We start from the raw sequence: 23,475 nt of genomic DNA, 5'->3' as shown, positions 1-23,475 counted from the left end.
GGGAGCCGAACACGATGCCCGTGAATGTTCTGATGCCGGCGCTGTCGCCCACCATGACCGAGGGCAACCTCGCGAAGTGGCTCGTCAAGGAAGGCGACGAGGTGAGTTCCGGCGACGTGCTTGCCGAGATCGAGACCGACAAGGCGACGATGGAGGTCGAGGCGGTGGACGAGGGCCGCGTCGGCAAAATCCTGGTTCCCGAGGGCAGCGAAGGCGTGAAGGTCAACGAACCCATCGCCATCCTGCTGCAGGAGGGCGAGGACGAAAGCGCCCTGGATCAGGCGCCCACCCCGCCGGCCGCACCCTCCGGCAACGGGGAGGCCAAGCCGGCCGAAGCAGCACCCAAGGCGGAAGAAGCGAAGTCCGCCACGCCGTCGTCCGCGACGTCGGGGTCTTCCGGCGCCGCTGGCACCCAGCAGATGCTGGAAAAGGCACCGCCGGCGCCGCCAGCGCCGAAGGACGCCAGCGGGGAGCGGGTCTTTGCTTCGCCCCTGGCCCGGCGCATGGCGAAGCAGGCCGGCCTGGACCTGACGCAGTTGAAGGGCAGCGGGCCGCACGGCCGCATCGTCCGTGCCGATGTTGAGCAGGCGATCGAGCGCGGCGTGGGTGCGCCAGCGCCGACCGAAGCGCCCGCGGCGGCGGAAGGCAAGGCCCCCGCGGCGGCAGCTCCGGCAGCCGGACCATCGGCCAAAGAGCAGGCCGAGATGTTCGGCATGCCCTACGAAGAGGTCTCGCTGTCGTCGATGCGCAAGACGATCGCGCGCCGCCTTACCGAGTCCAAGCAGACGGTGCCGCACTTCTACCTCTCCATCGAGGTCGAGATGGACGAGCTGATGAAGGTGCGCAAGGAGCTGAACGCCCGCGCCGAGGCAAGCGGCGATGACTACAAGCTGTCGGTGAACGACTTTATCATCCGAGCCTGCGCCCTTGCCCTGAAGAAGGTGCCGGCGGCAAACGCCTCCTACAACGGCAATACCGCGCTGATGTACGAGCACGCCGACGTCTCGGTTGCCGTGGCGATTGAAAGCGGGCTCATCACGCCCATTGTCAAGAAGGCGGAAACCAAGGGTCTGGCGCAAATCAGCCGGGAGATGAAGGACCTTGCCAAGCGCGCACGCGACGGCAAGCTGAAGCCGGAGGAGTATCAGGGCGGTACCTTTTCGCTCTCCAACCTCGGCATGTTTGGCATCAGCCAGTTCGAGGCGATCATCAACCCGCCGCAAGCTTGCATCCTCGCCGTGGGCAAGAGCGAGCAGCGCCCCGTCGTCAAGGACGGCGCGCTTTCCGTCGCGACCATGATGACGGCCTCGCTGTCGGTCGATCACCGGGTGGTGGACGGCGCAATCGGCGCGGACTTCCTGGCCGCCTTCAAGAAGCTGGTCGAAGACCCGCTCACAATGCTGCTCTAAACATGACAATGCTGCTCTAAAGCGGAGAGCCCGATGGCCGAGAACAGCTATGACATCGCCGTCGTCGGCGGCGGTCCGGGCGGCTACGTCGCCGCGATCCGCGCCAGCCAACTTGGCTTCAAGACCGCCGTAGTGGAGCGCGAGCATCTGGGCGGCATCTGCCTGAACTGGGGTTGTATCCCGACCAAGGCGCTGCTGCGCGTGTCGGAGGTCAACCACATCCTCTCGGAACTGGACAAGTTCGGCTTTACCGCCAAGGACGTGTCCTTCGACGTTTCCAAGGTGGTGAAGTACAGCCGAGATACGGCGAAGACCCTTACCCAGGGCGTCACGCACCTCTTGAAGAAGAACAAGGTCGACGTCATCGATGGGCACGGCAAGCTCGCCGGCAAGGGCAAGGTCGCGGTGGAGAAGGACGGCAAGAAGGTCGCCGACGTCCAGGCCAAGCACATCATCCTGGCGACCGGCGCGCGGGCCCGGGCGCTGCCCAACGTCGAGCCGGACGGCAAGGTCATCTGGACCTACAAGGAAGCGATGGTGCCGAAGGCCATGCCGAAAAAGCTATTGGTCATCGGCTCGGGCGCCATCGGCATGGAATTCGCGTCCTTCTATAGCGACATGGGCGTCGATGTGACGGTTGCGGAGGTGGTGGACCGCATCCTTCCGGCCGAGGACGAGGAGATCTCCGACTTCGCGAAGAAGTCTTTCGAGAAGAAGGGAATGAAGATCCACACGGGTGCCAAGGTCACGGGCGTCAAGACCAACAAGAACGGCGCCACGGCGAAGATCGAGACCGCGAAGGGCAAGACCGAGGAAATCCAGGTCGACAACATCGTCCTCGCTGTCGGTATCGTCGGCAACGTCGAGAACATTGGCCTCGACAGCACGAACATAAAGGTCGAAAAGAGCCATATCGTGGTGGACGAATGGTTGCGCACGGGCGAGCCGAACGTCTACGCCATCGGCGATCTCGTCGGGCCGCCCTGGCTTGCGCACAAGGCCAGCCATGAGGGCGTGATCTGCGTCGAGAAAATCGCCGGGCTGAACGACGTCCACCCCTTGGACACCAGTCGCGTGCCCGGCTGCACCTACTGCCGCCCGCAAGTCGCCAGCGTCGGCATGACCGAGAAGGAAGCGAAAGAGAAAGGCCACAAGCTCAAGGTCGGCCGCTTCCCCTATCGCGGCAACGGCAAGGCGCTGGCCCTGGGCGAGACAGAAGGAATGGTGAAGACCATCTTCGACGAGAAAACCGGCGAGCTGCTGGGCGCGCACATGATCGGGGCCGAGGTGACGGAGCTGATCCAGGGCTACGCGGTGGCACAGACGCTGGAGACGACCGAGACGGACCTGATGCACACCATCTTCCCGCACCCGACGCTGAGCGAGATGATGCACGAGTCCGTGCTTGACGCCTACGGCCGCGCCATCCACTTCTAGAGTAGTACAACAAGGCCGCTCATGACCGTCGAAACCGAGCATAAGCCGCGGGTGCGGCACCCCGAGAAGGCCCACAAGCCGGACAATCCGATCCAGCGCAAGCCGAAGTGGATCCGGGTGAAGGCGCCTGTCTCCTCCGGCTATCGCGAAACCCGCGAGATCATCCGCGACAACGGCCTGCACACGGTGTGCGAGGAGGCCGCGTGCCCGAACATCGGGGAGTGCTGGGCGAAGAAGCACGCCACGATGATGATCATGGGCGACACCTGCACCCGCGCCTGCAGCTTCTGCAATGTGGCGACGGGGCGGCCGGACGCGCTCGACATCTTCGAACCCAAGCGCGTCGCCGACGCGGTGGCCAAGCTGGGGCTTGAGCATGTCGTCGTGACCTCGGTCGACCGCGACGATCTGGAGGATGGCGGCGCGGCGCATTTCGCGCAGACGATCCGCGCCATCCGCCACGCGTCGCCCGGCACCACGATCGAGGTGCTGACCCCCGATTTCCTTCGCAAAGACAATGCCTTGGAGGTCGTTGTCGAGGCGAGGCCCGATGTCTTCAACCATAACCTGGAGACGGTGCCGCGACTCTATCCTTCGGTGCGGCCGGGCGCACGCTACTACGCCTCGTTGCGCCTGCTTGACCGGGTGAAGGACATGGACCCGTCGATGTTCACCAAGTCAGGCATGATGGCGGGCCTTGGCGAGGACCGGCAGGAGGTGCTGCAGGTGATGGATGACCTGCGCTCGGCCAGGGTCGACTTCCTGACAATCGGGCAGTACCTGCAACCGACCGTCAAGCACCATCCTATCGAGAAGTTCGTGACGCCGGACGAGTTTCAACAGTACGAGACGCGGGCCTACAACAAGGGCTTCCTGATGGTTTCGGCCACGCCGCTGACGCGCTCGTCCTATCATGCGGGCGAGGACTTCCAGCGATTGCGCGCGGCACGCGAAGCGAAGCAGGCGGCCAGCTAAGCGGCCGCGAGTATCAACCTCTCATGCCCACGCACGCCGAACAGCGCAAGCTTCCACACAGTCCGGACCAGATGTTCGATCTGGTCGCCGATGTGGAAAAATACCCGGAATTCCTGCCGTGGTGCATCGGCGCGCGCATCCGGCGCCAGCGTGGCGACCTGATCGTCGCGGACCTCGTGATCGGCTTCAAGATGATCCGCGAACGCTTCACCAGTCAGGTGAAGCTCGACGGCGAGGGGATGCGCATTGACGTTACCTACCTTGAAGGTCCGTTCAAGTACCTGAACAACCATTGGGTTTTCTACGAAGACAACGGCGGGTGCCTGATCGATTTCTACGTCGATTTCGAATTCCGCACCCGCTTCCTGCAGCGCATGATGGAGCCGCTGTTCAACGAGGCGGTAAAGCGCATGGTGCGGGCCTTCGAGCACCGGGCCGACGAACTTTACGGAACAAGTCCGAAGGCGTCCGCCGCCGGCAGTCAGGCGTAGGCGCTAGGCGTCTTCCTTGCTTACATCCCGGGCGGCTTGATGCCCTGCGCAAGTGCAGCATAGAGTACGGTCGTCACCACGGCGTTGTAGGTGCCGTGCAGGATTACCGGCGCCCATATCGACTGCGCCCGCTCATACGTCCAGGCAAGGATGGCGCCCAGCAGCGCGATAGCCGGGATAAGCCCGGCGATGCCATGCAGGAGGGAAAAAGCGAGCGCGCTGCCGATGACGCCGACGACGAAGCCGTAACGCTCCCGGATCCAACGGTAGAGTAGCCCGCGAAAGACGATCTCTTCGACCAGCGGTGCCAGCAGGCCGGCCACGGCCAGCGTGCCGAGATAGGCGGCCCATGAAAACTCCGACGGCGCCATCGCGGTAAGCTGCGGGTTGCGGAACTCCTCGCGGACGATCTGCTGTTGCACCCAAGACACCGCGCCCATCAGCGGAAAGCTCAGCATGGCGATGGCCACCGCACGGCCGCCCCAGATGCGCGGCAACGGCACAAGGCCAAGTTCCTGCCATGTCACCCCGCGCCAGCGCACGGCGACGAGGTAGACGACGAAGAGCAGCAGCAGTGTCTGAAGCGCCAGCATCGTCATCACGACGCTGACGCGGTGATCTCCGGCAACCAGCGCACGCAGATCAAACATTGCGGCGATGGCGGGCAGCAGAAATCTCGCGCTGCCCAGGCCAAGGATCAGGATCAGCAGAAGATCGCTGGCTGTCAGCGGCAAGTGACGAGGCTGCGGGGACTGGGAGTTTGCCATCAGCGGTAACGACTATCGCGTCGCGTCGAGCAGCAGGTCGAGGGCAATTGAGACGCTTTGCCGCCGGACTTCGCTACGATTGCCGGAAAGCACGTGGCGCTCGTGGCTGCGCAATCCCTGCTGTGTCGCCATACCGAAATAGACCAGCCCGACCGGCTTGTCCGCGCTGCCGCCGCCCGGTCCGGCGATGCCGGTGGCGGAGAGGGTCGCCTGTACCGGCGAATGCGCGAGTGCGCCCGCCGCCATCTCCTCCGCAACCTCGCCGCTGACAGCGCCCACGCGCTCCAACGTGGCAGAGGCGACGCCGAGCATTTCCATCTTCGCTGTATTGGTGTAGGTGACGAAGCCACGCTCGACCACATCGGACGAGCCTGCGATCTCGGTCAGGCATCCCGAAATCAAGCCGCCGGTGCAGCTTTCCGCCGTCGCGAGCATCCAGCCCTTCTTGCGATAGGCTTCAAGCAACACTTCGGCTTTTTCAAGTAACTCACTGGAAAACATCATACCTGCCCCGCGAGGTTCAGGATTGCATAGCCGATGATACCGGCATAACCGGCGGCGAGCAGGTCGTCCACCATGATGCCCCAGCCGCCGGACAACTTCTCGAACCTGCGGATCGGCCAGGGCTTCGTCGTATCGAACAGCCGGAACCCGACGAAGCCGACAAGGTAGCTCAAAGGCTCGAACCCCAGCGGCACAAGCGTTGCCCATTGTCCCACGACCTCGTCGATGACGATGACGGAGGGATCTTTCATGCCGCTTTGTCGGGCATAGGCCTCGGCCACCACAGTGCCGACGGCGAGGACGACCAGCGTCCCCAGCATCAGCGCCCATGCGCCCCCGGCCCATTGCAGCGCCGCGGCCACCGGCAGCGACGCGAGCGAGCCCCAGGTGCCGGGCATCCACGGCAGCAGCCCAGTGCCAAACCATGTGGCGGAGAGGCCGAGAGGGGAAAGGGCGGGCGGGCGTTCTGCGCTCACGCCGCGCTCCGTGGAACCTGAAGTGTCGCGATGGCCTGTGCGGCGATGCCCTCTCGCCGGCCGGTGAAGCCCAGGCCTTCCGTCGTGGTTCCCTTGACGCTCACCCGTCCGGCGTCGATGCCCAGCAGTTCCGCGATCCGGGCCGCCATCTCGGCACGATGCGGGCCGATCTTCGGGCGCTCGCAGATCAGCGTGATGTCCACATTCAGGATGCGTGCCCCGCATCCCGCAACAAGGTCTCGGACGTGGCGGACGAAGACGGCGGAGTCGGCGCCCTTCCACTGTTCATCCGAGGGAGGGAAGTGGCTGCCGATGTCGCCTTGCGCCAAAGCACCCAGGATCGCGTCCACCAGGACATGCAGGCCGACGTCGGCGTCGGAATGGCCCGCCAGCGCGCGGTCGTGCGGAACGGATACCCCGCACAGCATGACTGGACCCTCGCGGTCCTCGGCGAAGCGATGCACGTCGAAGCCCTGGCCGGTCCTTATCTCCATACCGCCGGCGAGCCATCTTTCGGCGCGCGTGAGATCGTCCTGCGTGGTCACCTTCATGTTCTCCGCCGATCCCTGCACGATGGCGACGGGCAGTCCCGCGCGCTCGGCAATGGCCGCGTCGTCGCTATAGCCGCCGTCCACGGAGGCCTGTTCGTGGGCGTCCAGTATGGCGTGGAAAACGAATCCCTGTGGCGTTTGCGCCCGCCACAGGCCGTCGCGCGCCACGGTTTCCACGATCCGGCCGGCCTCGACTCGCTTCAGGGTGTCGCTGACGGCGATGGCCGGAATGGCGCCGTCCGCCTCGTCCAGGGCGGCCAGGACGCGGTCGACCAGCGCGGCATCGACGAACGGCCGCGCACCATCGTGAATGAGCACCTTCGCCGGATCGATGTCCGCCAGACTCTCCAGGCCGAGGCGCACCGAGTCCTGACGTGTCGCGCCACCATGCACCGGCGGCAGAAGGTCGAGGCCGCGCGTGGCCGCCGCGTAGGCTTCGCCATCCTCGGGATGAACAACGGTGCGCACCGCATCGATGCCTGGATGCGCGGCGAGCGCCTCGGCCGCGTGGCGCAGCACGGCCCGGCCCGCCAGGCTGACGTATTGCTTCGGCCGGTCGGCGCCGAAGCGGCTGCCCCGGCCCGCCGCAACGACGAGCGCGACCACCTGGCTCAAGTTCACTTGCTCCCTTGCTTCCCGAAGAACGTCCGCGGTGCGACGCCGCGCGAGGTTAGTGCGCTCTATCGCGGCGGCCAAGAGGTGATGTATACGACCAGGGTCATGGATAAGCTGCTGATCGGTCTCGCCGCAATCGCCGCCCAGGTTCCCGCTGCGCTGCTGCCGTTCCGGCGAACGGCGGAGCGAGCGAACATGGCGTTCTGGGCACTGCTCCTGGTCGCCCTGCTCGGCCCCTCGGCATACGTGGGCTCGCAGCTTGCCGGGCAGTGGCATAGCGGGTTGTCGGCCACGCTGTGGGTGTCGGTGACCGCAAGCGTCGGGCTGTTCCTTCTGCTGTGCGTGATAACACGCGAAGCGTGGCGGCTGACGCCACTGTTGCTGCCGTACCTCGCCTTACTCAGCCTGATCGCGGTGATCTGGGCGCACGCGCCGGCCCACATGCGCCCGCCGATGGCGATGAACGTCGGTGGCTGGCTCCTGGCGCATATCGTACTGTCGGTGCTGACCTATGCCTTCGCGACCGTCGCCGCCGTCGCCGGGGCGGCGGTTTTCCTGCAGGAACGCGCATTGAAGCGGAAGCGGCCGACCCGCCTGACTGCCGTGTTGCCGGCCGTGGCCGATGCCGAATTTCTGCAAGTGCGTTTGCTGGCCGCCGCCGGACTGGTCCTCGGCATTGATATTTTGTCCGGCATGGTGGTGGAGTATTTCGCGACCGGCATGCCGATCCACTTCGAGCACAAGCCCTTGCTGTCCATCCTGGCATTCGCCGTGATCCTGGGCCTGCTGGTCCTGCATCACCGCACGGGTATGCGCGGCCGGTCGGTGGCGCGGCTGGTGCTGGTGGCCTACCTGCTGTTGACGCTCGGCTATCCGGGCGTGAAGTTCGTCACGGACGTGCTTCTGGCCTGAGTCGCCGGAACGGGCGGAAGCCTTGCGGCCCGCCATGGAAGCGGCTACAACATCGCCTGTTTTTTAGGCACAGGCGGAGTTTGCCCAAATCATGGGCATCCAAATCGGTAACGTTCATCTCGACGATCCGGTGATCCTGGCGCCGATGTCCGGCGTGACGGACAAGCCGTTCCGGCGTCTCGTGCGCCGTCTGGGCGCGGGGCTGGTCGTGTCCGAGATGATCGCGAGCGAGGCGTCCGTCCGGCAGGCACGCCAGGCGATGCGCTCGCGCAAGCTGACCGAGGACTATGCCGGCGAGCACGAGGTCGCCGTCCAGCTTGCCGGCTGCGACCCGGAGGTGATGGCCGAGGCCGCGCGCCTCCACCGCGACCGGGGAGCTGCCATCGTTGATATAAACTTCGGCTGCCCGGTCAAGAAGGTGGTAAACAAGTACGCCGGCTCCGCCCTGATGCGGGAAGAGGGGCTGGCCGCGCGCATCCTGGAAACGGTGGTCCGCGCCGTGGACCCGTTGCCCGTAACGCTAAAAATGCGTCTCGGCTGGGATGCGGCGAACCGGAATGCGCCGCGTATGGCCCGTATCGCCGACGAGAGCGGTATCCGCCTTCTAACCGTCCACGGGCGGACGCGCGACCAGCTTTATGGTGGAGAGGCCGACTGGTCCGCCGTCGGTGAAGTGAAGGCGGCGACGCGCCTGCCCGTCATCGTCAACGGCGATATCGAAAGCGCGGAGGACGTGCGAGGCGCCCTGGACCAGTCGAGGGCGGACGGCGTGATGATTGGCCGGGGCGCCTGTGGACGGCCGTGGCGGCTTGGCCAAGTCATGGCGCTGCTGCGCCACGGGAAGATGGGGGCCGAGCCGACGCTGGACGACCAGCGGGACATCGCGCTGGAGCATTACGACGCCTTGCTGTCCTACTACGGCAAGGAGCGTGGGATCCGCATCGCCAGGAAGCACCTGGGCTGGTACGCGGCCGGACGGCCCAACGCAGCCGCCTTCCGCCAGGCGATCAACGCGGAAAGCGATCCCAAGCGGGTCAAGGCGATGCTTTGCGACGTTTTCACCGTACCTGCCTGTGCGCAGGCAGCCGAATGACCGGGAGTCGAACGACGGCACGTCACCTGACGCCGGAAAGCGACGGCTTCGAGGCCAGTGCGATCCTGAATGCGCTGGCGGAGCCGGTGTTCGTCGTGGACGAGGCAGGCCGCTTCCGTCGCCTGAACAACGCCGCGGAGCAGTTCTTCGCTGCCAGTGCCCAGACACTTATCGGCCGCCCGGTAAGCGATGTGATCGCCGCCGACAGCCCGGTGTTCCACTTGATGGAGCAGGCGCGCGGCGGCGCCAACAGCGTCGCGCAGTACGGCGTCACCATCGAATCGCCGCGCTTCGGCTCGCGCTACGTCTCTATCGAGATCTCGCCGATCCCGGAGATGCGGGGATGCGTGGCGGTCGCGATGCAGGAACGCACGATCGCCCGCAAGATCGATCACCAGCTCACGCACCGCAACGCCGCACGCTCCGTCACAGCAATGGCGGCGATGCTGGCCCACGAGGTGAAGAACCCGCTTTCCGGCATTCGCGGGGCCGCGCAGCTTCTGGAACAGAGTGCGAGCGACGAGGACCGCGCGCTGACTCGTCTGATCACGGAAGAGGCGGACCGTATCGTCTCTCTCGTCGACCGGATGGAAATGTTCTCCGATGTCCGGCCCATCGAGCGCGGCGCGCTGAATATCCACGAGGTGCTGGAGCACGTCCGCCGGGTGGCGCAGAACGGCGTCGCCCGTGGTGTGCGCATTCGCGAGAGTTACGATCCATCGTTGCCGGCCGTGCTGGGCAATCGCGACCTGCTGATCCAAGCGCTGTTGAATCTGGTGAAGAACGCTGCCGAGGCCGCGGGCGAGGAGGACGGGGAGATCGTCCTTTCCACTCGCTATCAACAGGGCGTGCGTCTGGCCGTGCCCGGCAGCGGCTCGCGCGTCGATCTTCCGCTCATGGTGGGTGTGCAGGATAACGGCCCCGGCATTCCCGAAGAGCTGCAAGCGCATCTGTTCGATCCCTTCGTAACCACGAAGAGCGCCGGCAAGGGCCTTGGTCTGGCCCTTGTCGCCAAGATCGTGGGCGACCACGGCGGCGTCATCGAGTTCGACAGCGAGCCGCGCCGGACGATATTCCGTATCATGCTGCCCAAGGCCGAAGGGGAGGGTGGGGCATGACACCGTCAACCATCCTGGTCGCCGACGACGACCGTGCAATCCGCACGGTGCTGAGCCAGGCACTCGGCCGTCAGGGGCACGAGGTTCGCGCCACAGGCAATGCCGCGACGCTCTGGCAGTGGGTCAAGGACGGCCTGGGCGATCTGGTCATCACCGATGTCGTGATGCCGGACGAGAACGGGCTGGAGCTGGTGCCGCGTATCAAGCGGCTGCGGCCCAATCTGCGCATCGTGGTGATGAGCGCGCAGAACACCCTGCTGACAGCCGTCAAGGCAACAGAGCGCGGTGCCTTCGAATACCTGCCGAAACCCTTCGACCTGCGCGAGGTCGTCAGCGTCGTGGAGCGTGCGCTGGCCGAGCCCGGGACTCCAGCCGAGGCAGTGGCTGGCGAAGACGAGGAGGACGAGCCGCTGCCGCTGATCGGCCGCTCGCCGGCGATGCAGGAGATCTACCGCGTGTTGGCGCGGCTGATGGGGACCGACCTGACGGTGACCATCACCGGCGAGTCGGGAACCGGCAAGGAACTCGTCGCCCGCGCCCTGCACGACTACGGCAAGCGGCGCAAGGGGCCGTTCGTCGCCCTCAACATGGCGGCGATCCCGCGCGAATTGATCGAGAGCGAGCTTTTCGGGCACGAGAAGGGTGCCTTCACCGGCGCCAACCAACGTTATGCCGGCCGCTTCGAGCAGGCGGCAACGGGAACCCTGTTCCTGGACGAGATCGGCGATATGCCGCTGGAGGCGCAAACCCGGCTGCTGCGCGTGCTGCAGGAGGGCGAATACACCACCGTCGGCGGACGCACGCCGTTGAAGGCCGATGTGCGGATCGTGGCGGCGACGCACCGGGACCTTCGGCATCTCGTGCGCCAGGGGCTGTTCCGCGAGGACCTGTTCTATCGGCTGAATGTCGTCCCGATGCGCCTGCCGCCCTTGCGGGAGCGCGCGGAGGATATTCCCGAGCTGGTGCGACATTTCTTCGCACGCTGCGAGGCGGAGGGGTTGCCGCGGAAGTCGCTTGACGCGGATGCGGTGAACTTTCTCCGTTCGCACCGCTGGCCCGGCAATATCAGGGAACTGGAAAATCTGATCAGGCGCCTTTCGGCGTTGTATAGTCAGGAAATCCTCGGGCTCGACGTGGTCCGGCACGAATTGGGCGGCACCGGCGACCACGGGGCCATGGCGCAGGAAACTGCACCACAGCCCATAGGAAGCGAATCCCTGAGCGAGGCTGTCGAGCGTCATCTCCGCGAATACTTCGACGCCCACGACGGCGGACTCCCGGCCTCGGGACTACACGACCGTATCGTTCGAGAGGTTGAACGGCCCCTCATAGAATTGACGCTGGAAGCGACGCGCGGCAATCAATTGCAGGCGGCCAAGCTGCTGGGGCTGAACCGGAATACGCTGCGCAAAAAGATTCGCGAGCTTGGTATCGAAGTCGTGCGTGGCATCCGGTAACTGTGGTATCTCAGCAACAGGCCTTGTTGCGGCTGTGCCGCAGAGCGAAGGATCATGACCAGCGATAGCAGGCAAATCGGGTCGAACGCCGGGCTGGGCCAGACAGCCTCCCGGCGGCTCTGGAACCGGCTGGTGAACTGGGCGGGCCGCGTCAACTTCGAGCGGAAGCTGGCCCTTGCCCTGTTGATCGGCGGCGTGACGAGCGGCATCGCCACTTTCGCCGGGATGACCGACAATTTGCCCGGTGTCGCCGACCCGACGACGATCCTGCTGCTGCTGAACGCCGACCTGATCTTCCTGTTGGGCCTGGGGGCGCTGATCGCCCGGCGCATGGTGACGGTCTGGATCGCCCGGCGTCGAGGGCTGGCAGGCGCGCGCCTGCATGCAAGGCTTGTTGGCTTGTTCAGTCTTGTCGCCGTGGCGCCGGCCATTGTTCTGGCCGTATTCTCGGTTCTGTTTTTCAACTACGGCCTGCAAGGCTGGTTCAGCGAGCGGGTCAGCACCGCCGTCAAGGAATCGCTGGAGGTCGCCGAGGCGTATCTCAAGGAGCACCGCCAGACGATCAACGCCGACGTCCTTGCCATGGCCAAGGACCTGAACCGCGAGGGCGCATTGTTGCTCAACAATCGCGAGCGCTTTCAGCAAACCCTTGCTATGCAGGCGGCGTTGCGTTCGCTCACCGAGGCCGTGGTCTTCGACGGGTCGGGCCGGGTGATCGCGCGTGCTGGGTTTAGCCTCCTGCTCGACTTCGACCCGGAGATTCCGCCCTGGGCGATGCGCCGCGCGCGGGAGGGAGAGGTCGTCACGCTGACGGCGGAGACGGACGACCGCGTGCGCGCCCTGGTCAAGCTGGACTCGATGGTCGACTCTTTCCTTTACGTCGGTCGCCTCGTCGATCCGACCGTGCTGCAGCATATGGACCGTACGAAGGGCGCGGTGAAGCTGTACGAGGCGCTGGAGGGCAAGCGCTCGGACCTGCAAATCACCTTCGCGCTGATCTTCATGGTGGTGGCCATGCTGCTCCTGCTTGCCTCGGTGTGGGTCGGCCTTGCCTTCGCGAACCATCTGACGCGGCCGATAGGCCGGCTGATGACAGCGACCGAGCGGGTGAGGGCGGGCGACCTGACGGCGCGGGCGCCCGCCCCCGATACCAGGGACGAACTGGACTCCCTGACCCGTGCGTTCAACCGCATGACCGGCCAGCTTGAAAGCCAGCAGCGCGACCTGATCCAGGCGAATCACGAACTGGATGACCGGCGGCGGTTTACGGAAGCGGTGCTGTCCGGGGTTTCGGCGGGAGTCATCGGGCTCGACGCGGGATCCTGCGTCGACCTGGCAAACCGCACGGCCTGCGAGATCCTCGGCGCGGACGCTCAGGAGCTTCAAGGACGCCCGCTGTCGGAGGTCGCGCCGGAAATGGGTGAGCTGGTCGAAAACGCGCGGCGTCGGCCCAAGCGCGGCAGCGAGGGCGAACTCCGTTTCGCCGATGCCGACGGCGCAGCCCGGACGCTGCTGGTACGCGTAACGGTCGAGGAATCCGGCGGACAGATAAGCGGGTTCGTCGTCACCTTCGACGATATCACCGCGCTTCTGACGGCACAGCGCAAGGCGGCCTGGGCCGACGTGGCGCGGCGGATCGCACACGAGATCAAGAACCCGCTAACGCCCATTCAGCTTTCCGCCGAGCGCTTGAAGCGCAAGTACCTGAGGCAGATCACGGACGACCCGGAAACCTTCAAAACCTGCACCGACACCATCGTGCGCCACGTCAGCGACATCGGGCGCATGGTCGACGAGTTCTCTTCCTTCGCGCGGATGCCGGAACCCGTGATGGCGAGGGAGAACCTGACGAAGCTTGCCGACAATGCTGTCTTCCTGCTGGAAACCGCGAATCCCCAGATCGCCTTCGTTCGCGAATATCCCGAAGGCCCAGCGATGCTGTCATGCGACAGCCGCCAGCTTGGGCGGGCGCTGACGAACCTGCTGCAGAACGCGGTGGAAGCGATCGAGGGGCGGGCGGACCCGGATGCCGCGCCGGGCGAGATTCGTATCCGCATCGCCGAGGAATCCGGGGCCTGGGTGGTGGAGTTGAGCGACAACGGGCGGGGCTTGCCGAAGGAGGACCGGCATCGCCTGACCGAGCCCTATGTGACTACGCGGGAACGCGGCACCGGCCTCGGGCTGGCAATCGTCAAGAAGATCATGGAGGATCACGGCGGCGAACTCGATCTGCAGGACCGTCTGGAAGGCGGCGCACGCGTGCGCCTGACCTTCCCGATTCCCGACGAAGCGGGGTCCGCCGGCGACGGGGAGAAGCCGGGCGAGGGGACGGCGCAGCGGGCCGCGATCCGAAAAGAGGGGAAGGTGAAAGCGCATGGCACATGACGTGCTGATCGTCGACGACGAGGCTGATATCCGGCTGATGATCACCGGTCTCCTTGAAGACGAGGGCTACACCTGCCGCACGGCCGGCGACAGCGACAGCGCGCTGGAGGCGATCCGCGCGCGTATTCCCAGCCTTGTGATGCTGGACATCTGGCTCCAGAACTCGACGATGGACGGCCTCGACCTCTTGCAGGTGATCCGGCGCGACCACCCCTATCTTCCGATCGTCATGATCTCGGGCCACGGCACGATCGAGAATGCCGTCTGGGCCATAAAGCACGGTGCTTACGACTTCATCGAGAAGCCATTCAAAACCGATCGGATCCTGCTCTGCGTCGAGCGGGCCATCGAGAACGCCGCCCTGAAGCGGGAGAACGAGGAGCTGCGGCTGCGCGCGGGCCGCGATGCCGACCTGATCGGCCGTTCCACGCATGTGCAGCAACTTCGCCACAACATCCAGAAGGTCGCCCCCACGGGCAGCCGCGTGCTGATCACCGGTCCGGCGGGCGCCGGCAAGGAAGTTGCCGCGCGGCTTCTGCACAGCGAGTCGCGCCGCGCCCAGGGCCCCTTCGTCGTGCTGAACTGCGCGATCATGCATCCCGACCGGCTGGAGAGCGAGCTGTTCGGCGTTGAATCCGATAGCAGTGGCGAAAACGGCGATGGCGCGAAGATCGGTACCTTCGAGCGCGCGCACGGCGGGACCCTCGTGCTTGACGAGGTCTCCGACATGCCGCTGGAAACCCAGGGCAAGATCGTCCGCGTGCTGCAGGATCAGAGCTTCATCCGCGTCGGCGGGAGTAAGCGGGTCGAGGTGGATGTACGGGTGATCGCCTCCAGCAACCGCGACCTGCAGAGGCTCATCTCCGAAGGTCGGTTTCGCGAGGATCTCTATTACCGACTGAACGTCGTGCCGCTGACAGTGCCGGCGCTGAGCGATCGCCGCGAGGACATCCCCGAGCTGGTGGAGCACTTCGTCGCCTACGCGGCAAAGAGTGCGGGCCTTCCGCCGCGCCAGCTCAGCGAGGACGCGCTGGCCGCCCTGCAATCGTACGGCTGGCCGGGTAACGTCCGGCAACTCCGCAACGTCATCGACTGGCTGCTTATCATGGCGCCGGGCGAAGCGGACGAGCCGATCCGCGCCGACATGTTGCCAAGCGAGATCGTCTCCGCAGCACCGACGGCCTTGAACGCCAACGGCCATGCTGAAATCATGTCGTTGCCGCTGCGCGAGGCGCGCGAGCTTTTCGAGCGGCAGTATCTGGAGGCCCAGGTCACCCGCTTCGGTGGCAACATCTCGCGCACGGCGGCGTTCGTCGGGATGGAGCGTTCGGCGTTGCACCGCAAGCTCCGTTCGCTCGGCATCTCCTCGTCTGCCGACAGGCAGTAGGGTATTTCAAGGCGGTATCCATGAAGGTCATCGTCTGCGGCGCCGGGCAGGTCGGCTTCAACATCGCGCGCTATCTGGCGAGCGAGAACGCCGATGTCACCGTGATCGACCGCTCGCAGGAACTGATCCAGAAGATCTCCGATTCCCTCGACGTGAAGGGGCTGGTCGGCTTCGCCTCCCATCCGGACGTGCTGGAGGAGGCGGGTGCGCCCGACGCCGACATGGTGGTGGCGGTGACCTATGCCGACGAGGTCAACATGGTCGCCTGCCAGATCTGCCACTCGATCTTCGAGGTGCCGACGAAGATCGCGCGCGTGCGCCATCAGAGCTATCTCGACCCGGCCTGGTCGGACCTGTTCAGCCGCGACCACATGCCGATCGACCACATCATCTCGCCGGAGATCGAGGTGGCGCGGGCGATCTCCCGCCGGCTGCAGATCCCCGGCGCTTTCGATGTCATCCCGCTTGCCGACGGCAAGGTCAGCCTGATCGGCGTCCACTGCACCTCTGACACGCCGATCCTGGATACGCCGCTGCGCCAGCTTACCGGTCTGTTCCCGGACTTGCATATCGTCGTGGTCGGCATTCAGCGCGACGGCCGGGGTATCGTGCCCACGGGCGACGACCAGCTCTACGAAGGCGACGATGTGTATTTCGTCGCCGATGCCGCTCATCTTGCCCGCGCGATGGCAGCCTTCGGGCATGAGGAACGGGAGGCCCGGCGGATCGTCATCGTCGGGGGCGGGAACATTGGCCTGAACCTGGCGCGCCGGGTGGAGATGAATAATCCGCACGTCTCGCTGAAGCTGATCGAGCGGGACAAGGCCCGCGCGGAGCTTGTCGCCCAGACCCTCGAACGGACCGTCGTGATCCACGGCGACGCGCTGGATACCGACATCCTGGAAGAAGCGAACGTCAAGGCGGCGGAAGGTGTGGTCGCTGTCTCCAACGACGACGAGGTCAACATCCTGGCCTCGCTGCTTGCCAAACGCTACGGCTGCCGCCGCGCGGTGACGTTGGTCAACAAGCAGTCCTACGGCCCGCTGATCGGTAGCCTGGGCATCGATACCGTGGTGAGCCCGCGGGCGATTACCGTATCCACGATTCTGCAGTACGTGCGGCGCGGGCGCATTCGCTCCGTCCACTCCCTCTCGGAGGGCTTTGGCGAATTGATCGAGGCGGATGCGCTGGAAACCTCCAGCCTGGTCGGGGTTCCCCTGCGCGACGCGCGGCTGCCGGACGGCGTCCTGATCGGTGCCATCGTGCGGGGCGGACGGGTCGTAATCCCGCGCGGCGAGACGGTGGTGCGTGCAGGCGATCGTGTCGTTATGTTCGCCACCACAGCCTCGGTGAAGAAGGTCGAGCGCCTGTTCTCCGTGAAGCTGGAATTCTTCTGAACCGCCTCCCATCTGTCCGGAAGGCCAAGGCAAAAAATCTGCGAGAGGGGGCCATGCCGCGCTACGCCTATGTCAATGGGCGCTTCGTCCATCATGACGACGCCGCCGTCCATATCGAGGATAGGGGGTATCAGTTCGCTGACGGTGTGTACGAGGTAATCCCGGTGCACGACCGCAGGCTGATCGACGAGGGGCCGCACCTGGACCGGCTGGAGTATTCGCTGAACGAGCTGCGAATCGGCCTGCCGATGTCGCGCCGGGCGCTGGAAATGCTGGCGCGCGAGTTGATTCGGCGAAACGCGGTGACGTACGGCTTCATCTATATGCAGGTGACGCGTGGCGTGGCGCCGCGCGATCACAAGTTTCCCAAAAAGACGCCGGCGCCGGCCCTGACGATGACGACGCGGCAGCTTCCCAAGCCCAGCGCGGAGATGGAGGAAGGCTACTCCGTCGTCTCCGCGCCGGACATGCGCTGGAAACGCCCGGATATCAAGTCGGTGTCGCTCTTGCCCAACATCCTGGCCAAGCAGAAAGCGGCCGAGGCGGGCTGCCAGGAGGCATGGCTTGTCGATGAAAATGGCAAGGTCACCGAGGGTTCGGCCACCAACGCCTGGATCGTGACGAAGGACAACAAGGTCGTGACGCGCCGCGCCGACAACTCGATCCTGTCGGGCATCACGCGGCTCTCCCTGCTCAAGGTCATGGAGCGCGAAGGCTACGAGCTTGAAGTGCGACCCTTCTCGCTCGAGGAGGCCCATGACGCGCGCGAGGCTTTTCTGACGTCCAGCACGAACTTCGTGACGCCGATCACGCGTATCGATGGCCGCGCGGTCGGGAACGGGCATCCGGGCATCCTGACCATGAAGCTCCGCCAAGCGTATATCGAGCAGGTGGTCCACGGCGAGGGCGGCGCGCAGCACTTCGAGGTCGCATGAATCTGGTTCGGCCGCGCGTGCTGCTCTTCGACTGGGACAACACACTGGTCGATACCTGGCACGCCATTCACGTGGCGATGCGCACGACCTTCGAGGCCATGGGCCAGACCCCTTGGACCTTCGAGGAAACGAAGGCACGTGTCCGCCGGTCGGCGCGGGAGGCGTTTCCGCTGCTGTTCGGGGAGCGCGCGGAAGAGGCTGCGCGGATTTTCTATACCGCTTTCGAGGCAACCCATCTGGACGAGCTTTCACCGCGTCCCGGTGCCGATTCGATGCTCGCGGCGCTGTCGAAAGAAGGCTACGATCTGGCCGTGGTCAGCAACAAGCAGGGGCCTTACTTGCGACAGGAAGCCGAGCGCCTTGGCTGGACCCGGTACTTTCGTCGGCTTGTGGGCGCCAACGACGCAGAGGCAGACAAGCCCTCGCCACTGGCAGTCGAGCTTGCGCTGGCGGGCGGCCCCGGCGAGCGTCTGGACAGGGGGGCGATCTGGTTTGTCGGTGATACCGATATCGACCTGCTCTGCGCGGTCAACGCCGGCTGCCTGCCGGTGCTGCTTCGCCCCGAGCCGCCGAGCGATGGCGAGTTCGCGGGAGCGGAGCCGGCGATCCATATTGGCTCCTGCGATGAACTCACCGGACTCTTGTCTCGACAAGACTAGCGTGTTTTTGAAGGGGAAGCCTTGATAGAGATAGCGACGGGGCCGACATACTCGGGGGTCGAATTCGAATGGAGCCGCATGCTGGGCCGCGTGCACTCCGCCACCGCGTTGAACGGAATCCGGGGCTTATTCCTTCGGGCACGTGAACGACAGGAAACGCAACAAAAGAATAGGGGACCGCGATGGCTGCGGAGAAGTCCCAGAACGTGCAGGACGTCTTTCTGAATCACATTCGCAAGCAGAAAGTTCCCGTCACGATCTTCCTTGTTAACGGCGTCAAGCTCCAGGGCATTGTCACCTGGTTCGACAACTTCTGCGTCCTGCTGCGACGCGATGCGCATTCGCAACTGGTCTACAAGCATGCGATCTCGACGGTGATGCCGTCGCAGCCGATCCAGTTGTTCGAACCGCAGAAGGAGGAGGCCGAGGCCTGATGTGAACGCCGGCACCCCCGAGCGTAGCGTACTGGATACGGCCGTCCCCGGTCGGGGCGACGAACGGCGCTCGTCCAACAACCGGGCCTTGGTCCTTCATCCCGATCTTCGCGATAGTTCCACCAACCGGCGAAGCGCCGAGGCGCGGCTGGAAGAGGCGGTGGGTCTTGCCCAGGCGATCGATCTCGACGTAGTCCAAAGCGATGTGGTGCGTGTCGCGCGGCCGAATCCGGGCGCGCTGTTCGGCCGCGGCACGGTCGAACGCTACCGGGCCGTCGTGGAGACGGAGGATATTGGCCTGGCCATCGTCGACAGCGACCTCAGCCCGGTGCAGCAGCGGAACCTGGAGCGGTCCTGGTCATGCAAGGTGATCGACCGGACCGGCCTGATCCTGGAGATCTTCGGCGCCCGGGCACGGACGAAGGAAGGCAAGCTCCAGGTCGAGCTGGCGGCGCTGAGCTACCAGCGCTCCCGGCTCGTGCGCTCCTGGACCCATCTGGAACGCCAGCGCGGCGGCTATGGCTTCATGGGCGGTCCGGGCGAGCGGCAGATCGAGATGGACCGCCGCATGATCGACGATCGGATCGCCCGGCTGCGCGAGGATCTGGAGCAGGTCAAACGCACGCGCGAGCAGCACCGCAAGCAGCGCCGGCGTGTGCCCTATCCGGTCGTCGCCCTGGTCGGCTACACGAACGCCGGCAAGTCGACGCTGTTCAACCGTATGACGCGGGCGCACGTGATGGAGCACGACATGCTCTTCGCCACGCTCGATCCGACGATGCGACGCTTGCGGCTGCCGGATGGGCAGGACGCCATCCTCTCGGATACGGTGGGCTTCATCTCGGACCTGCCCACGCAGCTTGTCGCGGCCTTCCGCGCGACGCTGGAGGAGGTGCTGGAGGCCGATGTCATCGTCCATGTCCGCGACATCTCCCACCCCGACACCGAGGCGCAGCGCGAGGACGTCGAGCTTGTCCTGCGAGAGCTTGGCCTGGAAAAGGCCGTCGACGAGGGTATGGTCGAGGCACTGAACAAGATCGACCGGCTGCCAGAGCAGGAGCTGGACGTGCTGCGTGAGCAGGCGGCGCGGGATGCGAACGCGGTTCTGGTTTCGGCCGCGACCGGCGCTGGCTGCGACGAACTCGTGCGCGTGGTCGAACGGCGGCTTCGCAGCGGTTATCGCTGCGTCGATGTCCATGTGCCGCTCCATGCCGGTGCGGCGTTGGCGTGGCTCTATGACCGCGGCCATGTGATGGATCGTCACGACGACGAGGAATACGCTCATCTGCGGGTCAATCTCGATCCGGCGGACGTGGATCGCTTCCGGCACCGCCACGGCGGAGAGGTCCGGGTCGAAAGCTGACACGGCCTTTTTCCAGCCTTTCTCCAGTCTTCGCAAATCGGTTGGCGGGTGAGCGGTTGACGGTGCGAAACACGCTCTCTATATGGCCGTTAGCACTCGGGGGCGGTGAGTGCTAATTCCCTTCGGCCCCGGCATTTTCGGGGCCGGACCCACAAGGCGCCACCCGTACGTTCGACCACGTCACCGGAGAGGGTCAATGAACTTCAGGCCGTTGCACGACAGGATCTGCGTCGAGCCGATCGAGCAGGAGGAGAAGTCCACCGGCGGCATCATCATCCCCGACACGGCGAAGGAAAAGCCGATGCAGGGCAAGGTGCTGGCCGTCGGTCAGGGCAGCAAGAACGAGGAAGGCAAGGTCGTTCCCGTCGACATCAAGGAGGGGGAGAAGGTCCTCTACGGCCGCTGGGCCGGTACCGAGGTGAAGATCGACGGTCAGCGCGTGCTCATCATGCGCGAGAGCGACGTCATGGGTGTTATCGAGTAAGGAGGTCGCGGAACAATGGCTGCGAAAGACGTACGTTTCAGCCAGGATGCCCGCCAGCGGATGCTGCGCGGCGTCGATATTCTGGCCGACGCTGTCAAGGTGACCCTCGGTCCGAAGGGCCGGAACGTGGTTATCGACAAATCCTTCGGCGCGCCGCGGTCCACCAAGGACGGCGTCTCGGTCGCGAAGGAGATCGAGCTTTCAGACAAGTTCGAGAACATGGGTGCGCAGATGGTGCGCGAGGTGGCCACCAAGACCAGCGACACCGCTGGCGACGGCACCACCACAGCCACCGTCCTGGCACGCGCCATCGTCCGCGAGGGCGCGAAGTCGGTTGCCGCCGGCATGAACCCGATGGACCTGAAGCGCGGCATCGATCTGGCCGTCGAGAAGGTCGTCGAGGACATCCGCAAGCGGAGCCGTGACATCTCGACTAGCGCCGAGATTACGCAGATCGGCACGATCTCCGCCAACGGCGACACCGAGATCGGCGAAATGCTGGCCGAGGCGATGGACAAGGTCGGCAAGGAAGGCGTCATCACGGTCGAGGAGGCGAAGAGCCTGGAGACCGAGCTGGACGTGGTCGAGGGCATGCAGTTCGACCGCGGCTACCTCTCGCCGTACTTCGCCACCGACAACGAGAAGATGCTCTGCGACCTGGAGAATCCCTACATTCTCCTGCACGAGAAGAAGCTTTCCAGCCTCCAGTCCCTGCTGCCGCTGCTCGAGAGCGTCGTGCAGTCGAACCGGCCGCTGCTTCTGATCGCCGAGGACGTCGAGGGCGAGGCGCTGGCCACGCTGGTGGTCAACAAGCTGCGCGGCGGCCTGAAGGTCGCGGCCGTTAAGGCGCCGGGCTTCGGCGATCGCCGCAAGGCCATGTTGGAGGACATCGCGATCCTCACGGGCGGCCAGGTCGTCAGCGAGGATCTCGGCATCAAGCTCGAGAACGTCACGCTCGACATGCTGGGCACGGCCAAGAAGGTCACGATCTCCAAGGACGAGACCACGATTGTCGGCGGTGCCGGTAAGACCGACGAGATCGAGGAGCGCGGCAAGCAGATCAAGGCGCAGATCGAGGAAACCACCTCGGACTACGACCGCGAGAAGCTGCAGGAGCGTCTGGCGAAGCTGGCCGGCGGCGTGGCCGTCATCAAGGTCGGCGGTGCAACCGAGGTCGAGGTGAAGGAGCGCAAGGATCGTGTCGACGACGCGATGCACGCGACTCGCGCCGCGGTCGAGGAAGGCATCGTGCCGGGCGGTGGCACGGCGCTGCTCTACGGCACCAAGGCGCTCGAAGGCCTGAAGGGCAAGAACGACGATCAGACAGTCGGTGTCGACATCGTTCGCCGCGCCCTGCAGGCGCCGGTGCGCCAGATCGCCGAGAACGCCGGCTTCGACGGCTCGGTGATTGCCGGCAAGCTGCTTGAGCAGGACGATGCCAACTATGGCTTCGACGCCTACAACGGCAAGTACACGGACCTCGTGAAGGCTGGCGTGATCGACCCGACCAAGGTCGTGCGCACCGCCCTTCAGGACGCCGCGTCCGTGGCCGGCCTGCTCATCACCACCGAGGCGATGGTCGCCGAGCATCCCGAGGAGAAGGGCTCCGAGGGTGCAGGCGCCGGTGCCGGTATGGGTGGCATGGGCGGCATGGGTGGCATGGGCGGTATGGGCGGTATGATGTAAGCTCTGCCCCCGACCCTGCTGTCGAAAGGACTGCGAAAGGGCCGCGGCTTACCCCGCGGCCCTTTTCATTTCAGCACCCCTTTTCATTCCATCTGGCACACCTGATACTCCGCCCGCCATGCACGTAGACATCGACGCCGTCACCCGCATCGTCGAGGAAACCGCGAACCAGGAGATCCTGCCGCGATTCGGTCGCCTCGCCAGTCACGAGGTGCGCGAGAAGGCGCCGGGCGAACTCGTTACCGTCGCCGACGAAGCGGCGGAACTGCGCCTTGCCGCCCGACTGCGGGAACTGCTGCCCGGCTCCGTCGTCTTGGGCGAGGAAAGCGCGGCCAAGGACGAAGCCGTCATGGACTATTTGGCCGGCGACGATCCGGTCTGGGTGATCGATCCGGTGGACGGCACGGCGAACTTCACCGCCGGTCGGTCTCGTTTCGCCAGCATGGTGGCACTGGTGCTCCACGGCGAAACCCTCGCCGCCTGGATACACGAGCCCATCGCCGGCAAGACGGCCTGCGCGGAGCGCGGAGGCGGCGCTTGGCAAAACGGCGAGCGCTTGTCGGTTGCCGCCGGCGGGCGCGAACCGGCAAAACTGCGTGGCACCCTCCATGCCGGCTTCTTCGGCAGCAAGACGGTCGCGCGGATGGTGGATAGCCGCCGCGACAGGGTGATCGCGCTTCGCAGCTTTCGTTGCGCGGGGGCCGAATACGTCGCCCTGGCGCGCGCCGAGCTGGACTTCGCGCTGTTCACCAAGCTGGCTCCCTGGGACCATGCGCCGGGCGCCTTGCTGGTCGCGGAAGCCGGCGGCGAGGCTAAGCTGCTCGACGGGCGTCCCTACGGCCCGGCACAGCGCGACGGAAAGGGCCTGCTGCTCGCCCCCGACGCGGCAAGCTGGCAGGCCCTCTACGATACCTTGTTGAAGGCGGAGTGAGGCGAACGC

The 23,475-nt window shown here is 65.4% G+C and carries 22 protein-coding genes; 18 read left to right on the top strand and 4 right to left on the bottom strand.

Going from position 1 to position 23,475, the window contains the following annotated elements; translation table 11 throughout:
* The first annotated feature begins 14 nt into the window (after positions 1 to 14).
* From DRB17_RS09715 to DRB17_RS09700, 4 genes are read left to right on the top strand one after another with little or no spacing between them, the layout of a single operon-like run.
* Positions 15 to 1,409 (top strand): pyruvate dehydrogenase complex dihydrolipoamide acetyltransferase, encoded by a 1,395-nt coding sequence (locus tag DRB17_RS09715; protein WP_114582004.1) that lies wholly within the window; start codon positions 15 to 17, stop codon positions 1,407 to 1,409.
* A 33-nt stretch (positions 1,410 to 1,442) separates the two neighbouring features.
* Complete coding sequence (gene lpdA, locus DRB17_RS09710; protein WP_114582003.1) at positions 1,443 to 2,846, top strand: dihydrolipoyl dehydrogenase; 1,404 nt, start codon at positions 1,443 to 1,445, stop codon at positions 2,844 to 2,846.
* Positions 2,847 to 2,867: 21 nt separating this feature from the next.
* Complete coding sequence (lipA, locus tag DRB17_RS09705; protein WP_114582002.1) at positions 2,868 to 3,821, top strand: lipoyl synthase; 954 nt, start codon at positions 2,868 to 2,870, stop codon at positions 3,819 to 3,821.
* Positions 3,822 to 3,844: 23 nt separating this feature from the next.
* Positions 3,845 to 4,312, top strand: a complete 468-nt coding sequence (locus DRB17_RS09700; protein ID WP_114582001.1) for a type II toxin-antitoxin system RatA family toxin — start codon at positions 3,845 to 3,847, stop codon at positions 4,310 to 4,312.
* 20 nt (positions 4,313 to 4,332) lie between these two features.
* On the opposite strand, the gene DRB17_RS09695 is transcribed toward DRB17_RS09700, so the two are convergent.
* From DRB17_RS09695 to DRB17_RS09680, 4 genes are read right to left on the bottom strand one after another with little or no spacing between them, the layout of a single operon-like run.
* Positions 4,333 to 5,046 carry a CPBP family intramembrane glutamic endopeptidase gene (locus DRB17_RS09695; RefSeq protein WP_161958773.1) on the bottom strand — a complete coding sequence of 238 codons (714 nt, stop codon included), beginning with the start codon at positions 5,044 to 5,046 and terminating at the stop codon, positions 4,333 to 4,335.
* 45 nt (positions 5,047 to 5,091) lie between these two features.
* Positions 5,092 to 5,583: a CinA family protein gene (locus DRB17_RS09690; RefSeq protein WP_338322693.1), complete on the bottom strand. Its 492-nt coding sequence runs from the start codon at positions 5,581 to 5,583 to the stop codon at positions 5,092 to 5,094.
* The gene (locus tag DRB17_RS09685; RefSeq protein ID WP_241503795.1) at positions 5,580 to 6,059 is read right to left on the bottom strand and encodes a phosphatidylglycerophosphatase A family protein; all 480 of its coding nucleotides are present in this window, start codon (positions 6,057 to 6,059) and stop codon (positions 5,580 to 5,582) included. The genes DRB17_RS09690 and DRB17_RS09685 overlap by 4 nt, the downstream gene beginning before the upstream one ends.
* Positions 6,056 to 7,225: a bifunctional 2-C-methyl-D-erythritol 4-phosphate cytidylyltransferase/2-C-methyl-D-erythritol 2,4-cyclodiphosphate synthase gene (locus tag DRB17_RS09680; RefSeq protein WP_114581997.1), complete on the bottom strand. Its 1,170-nt coding sequence runs from the start codon at positions 7,223 to 7,225 to the stop codon at positions 6,056 to 6,058. Before DRB17_RS09680 ends, DRB17_RS09685 begins: the two co-directional genes overlap by 4 nt.
* Positions 7,226 to 7,312: 87 nt before the next feature.
* Here DRB17_RS09680 and ccsA point away from each other — a divergent pair, with 87 nt between their 5' ends.
* From ccsA to DRB17_RS09610, 14 genes are all read left to right on the top strand, one after another.
* Positions 7,313 to 8,137, top strand: a complete 825-nt coding sequence (gene ccsA, locus DRB17_RS09675) for a cytochrome c biogenesis protein CcsA (RefSeq protein ID WP_241503794.1) — start codon at positions 7,313 to 7,315, stop codon at positions 8,135 to 8,137.
* A 91-nt stretch (positions 8,138 to 8,228) separates the two neighbouring features.
* Positions 8,229 to 9,230 (top strand): tRNA dihydrouridine synthase DusB, encoded by a 1,002-nt coding sequence (dusB, locus tag DRB17_RS09670; RefSeq protein ID WP_114581996.1) that lies wholly within the window; start codon positions 8,229 to 8,231, stop codon positions 9,228 to 9,230.
* Entirely contained in the window at positions 9,227 to 10,348 is a 1,122-nt protein-coding gene (locus DRB17_RS09665; protein ID WP_114581995.1) for a two-component system sensor histidine kinase NtrB, read from the top strand. The genes dusB and DRB17_RS09665 overlap by 4 nt, the downstream gene beginning before the upstream one ends.
* Positions 10,345 to 11,805, top strand: coding sequence for a nitrogen regulation protein NR(I) (gene ntrC / locus DRB17_RS09660; protein ID WP_114581994.1), 1,461 nt, complete (start codon positions 10,345 to 10,347; stop codon positions 11,803 to 11,805). The genes DRB17_RS09665 and ntrC overlap by 4 nt, the downstream gene beginning before the upstream one ends.
* 54 nt (positions 11,806 to 11,859) lie before the next feature.
* Positions 11,860 to 14,190 (top strand): sensor histidine kinase NtrY-like, encoded by a 2,331-nt coding sequence (locus DRB17_RS09655; protein ID WP_114581993.1) that lies wholly within the window; start codon positions 11,860 to 11,862, stop codon positions 14,188 to 14,190.
* Positions 14,180 to 15,577 (top strand): nitrogen assimilation response regulator NtrX, encoded by a 1,398-nt coding sequence (gene ntrX / locus DRB17_RS09650; RefSeq protein ID WP_114581992.1) that lies wholly within the window; start codon positions 14,180 to 14,182, stop codon positions 15,575 to 15,577. The genes DRB17_RS09655 and ntrX overlap by 11 nt, the downstream gene beginning before the upstream one ends.
* A 20-nt stretch (positions 15,578 to 15,597) precedes the next feature.
* A complete protein-coding gene (gene trkA / locus DRB17_RS09645) occupies positions 15,598 to 16,974 on the top strand; it encodes a Trk system potassium transporter TrkA (RefSeq protein ID WP_114581991.1) in 1,377 nt (458 codons plus the stop codon).
* 53 nt (positions 16,975 to 17,027) lie between these two features.
* Positions 17,028 to 17,909: a D-amino-acid transaminase gene (locus tag DRB17_RS09640; protein WP_114581990.1), complete on the top strand. Its 882-nt coding sequence runs from the start codon at positions 17,028 to 17,030 to the stop codon at positions 17,907 to 17,909.
* Complete coding sequence (locus tag DRB17_RS09635; RefSeq protein ID WP_114581989.1) at positions 17,906 to 18,568, top strand: HAD family hydrolase; 663 nt, start codon at positions 17,906 to 17,908, stop codon at positions 18,566 to 18,568. Before DRB17_RS09640 ends, DRB17_RS09635 begins: the two co-directional genes overlap by 4 nt.
* 182 nt (positions 18,569 to 18,750) lie before the next feature.
* On the top strand, positions 18,751 to 19,002 hold the full coding sequence (gene hfq, locus DRB17_RS09630; RefSeq protein WP_114581988.1) for an RNA chaperone Hfq: 252 nt from the start codon (positions 18,751 to 18,753) through the stop codon (positions 19,000 to 19,002).
* A 31-nt stretch (positions 19,003 to 19,033) separates the two neighbouring features.
* Positions 19,034 to 20,365 (top strand): GTPase HflX, encoded by a 1,332-nt coding sequence (gene hflX, locus DRB17_RS09625; RefSeq protein ID WP_114582071.1) that lies wholly within the window; start codon positions 19,034 to 19,036, stop codon positions 20,363 to 20,365.
* Between the two features lie 196 nt (positions 20,366 to 20,561).
* Positions 20,562 to 20,849 carry a co-chaperone GroES gene (locus DRB17_RS09620; protein ID WP_114581987.1) on the top strand — a complete coding sequence of 96 codons (288 nt, stop codon included), beginning with the start codon at positions 20,562 to 20,564 and terminating at the stop codon, positions 20,847 to 20,849.
* 15 nt (positions 20,850 to 20,864) lie between these two features.
* Entirely contained in the window at positions 20,865 to 22,535 is a 1,671-nt protein-coding gene (groL, locus tag DRB17_RS09615) for a chaperonin GroEL (protein WP_114581986.1), read from the top strand.
* Positions 22,536 to 22,653: 118 nt separating this feature from the next.
* Positions 22,654 to 23,466: an inositol monophosphatase family protein gene (locus tag DRB17_RS09610; RefSeq protein WP_114581985.1), complete on the top strand. Its 813-nt coding sequence runs from the start codon at positions 22,654 to 22,656 to the stop codon at positions 23,464 to 23,466.
* Positions 23,467 to 23,475 lie beyond the last annotated feature (9 nt).

The sequence above is a fragment of the Ferruginivarius sediminum genome, assembly GCF_003344765.1.
In the GTDB taxonomy this organism is placed as follows: domain Bacteria; phylum Pseudomonadota; class Alphaproteobacteria; order Kiloniellales; family Rhodovibrionaceae; genus Ferruginivarius; species Ferruginivarius sediminum.
Note: the sequence above shows the minus strand (reverse complement) of the source record. Positions and strands in the feature narration are given on the sequence as shown.

Excerpts from the sequence above, each read along its gene's own strand:
- DRB17_RS09715 (WP_114582004.1), top strand. The coding sequence starts at position 15 with ATGCCCGTGAATGTTCTGATGCCGGCGCTGTCGCCCACCATGACCGAG.
- lpdA (WP_114582003.1), top strand. The coding sequence starts at position 1,443 with ATGGCCGAGAACAGCTATGACATCGCCGTCGTCGGCGGCGGTCCGGGC.
- lipA (WP_114582002.1), top strand. The coding sequence starts at position 2,868 with ATGACCGTCGAAACCGAGCATAAGCCGCGGGTGCGGCACCCCGAGAAG.
- DRB17_RS09700 (WP_114582001.1), top strand. The coding sequence starts at position 3,845 with ATGCCCACGCACGCCGAACAGCGCAAGCTTCCACACAGTCCGGACCAG.
- DRB17_RS09690 (WP_338322693.1), bottom strand. The coding sequence starts at position 5,583 with ATGATGTTTTCCAGTGAGTTACTTGAAAAAGCCGAAGTGTTGCTTGAA.
- ccsA (WP_241503794.1), top strand. The coding sequence starts at position 7,313 with ATGTATACGACCAGGGTCATGGATAAGCTGCTGATCGGTCTCGCCGCA.
- dusB (WP_114581996.1), top strand. The coding sequence starts at position 8,229 with ATGGGCATCCAAATCGGTAACGTTCATCTCGACGATCCGGTGATCCTG.
- DRB17_RS09665 (WP_114581995.1), top strand. The coding sequence starts at position 9,227 with ATGACCGGGAGTCGAACGACGGCACGTCACCTGACGCCGGAAAGCGAC.
- ntrC (WP_114581994.1), top strand. The coding sequence starts at position 10,345 with ATGACACCGTCAACCATCCTGGTCGCCGACGACGACCGTGCAATCCGC.
- DRB17_RS09655 (WP_114581993.1), top strand. The coding sequence starts at position 11,860 with ATGACCAGCGATAGCAGGCAAATCGGGTCGAACGCCGGGCTGGGCCAG.
- ntrX (WP_114581992.1), top strand. The coding sequence starts at position 14,180 with ATGGCACATGACGTGCTGATCGTCGACGACGAGGCTGATATCCGGCTG.
- trkA (WP_114581991.1), top strand. The coding sequence starts at position 15,598 with ATGAAGGTCATCGTCTGCGGCGCCGGGCAGGTCGGCTTCAACATCGCG.
- DRB17_RS09640 (WP_114581990.1), top strand. The coding sequence starts at position 17,028 with ATGCCGCGCTACGCCTATGTCAATGGGCGCTTCGTCCATCATGACGAC.
- DRB17_RS09635 (WP_114581989.1), top strand. The coding sequence starts at position 17,906 with ATGAATCTGGTTCGGCCGCGCGTGCTGCTCTTCGACTGGGACAACACA.
- hfq (WP_114581988.1), top strand. The coding sequence starts at position 18,751 with ATGGCTGCGGAGAAGTCCCAGAACGTGCAGGACGTCTTTCTGAATCAC.
- DRB17_RS09620 (WP_114581987.1), top strand. The coding sequence starts at position 20,562 with ATGAACTTCAGGCCGTTGCACGACAGGATCTGCGTCGAGCCGATCGAG.
- groL (WP_114581986.1), top strand. The coding sequence starts at position 20,865 with ATGGCTGCGAAAGACGTACGTTTCAGCCAGGATGCCCGCCAGCGGATG.
- DRB17_RS09610 (WP_114581985.1), top strand. The coding sequence starts at position 22,654 with ATGCACGTAGACATCGACGCCGTCACCCGCATCGTCGAGGAAACCGCG.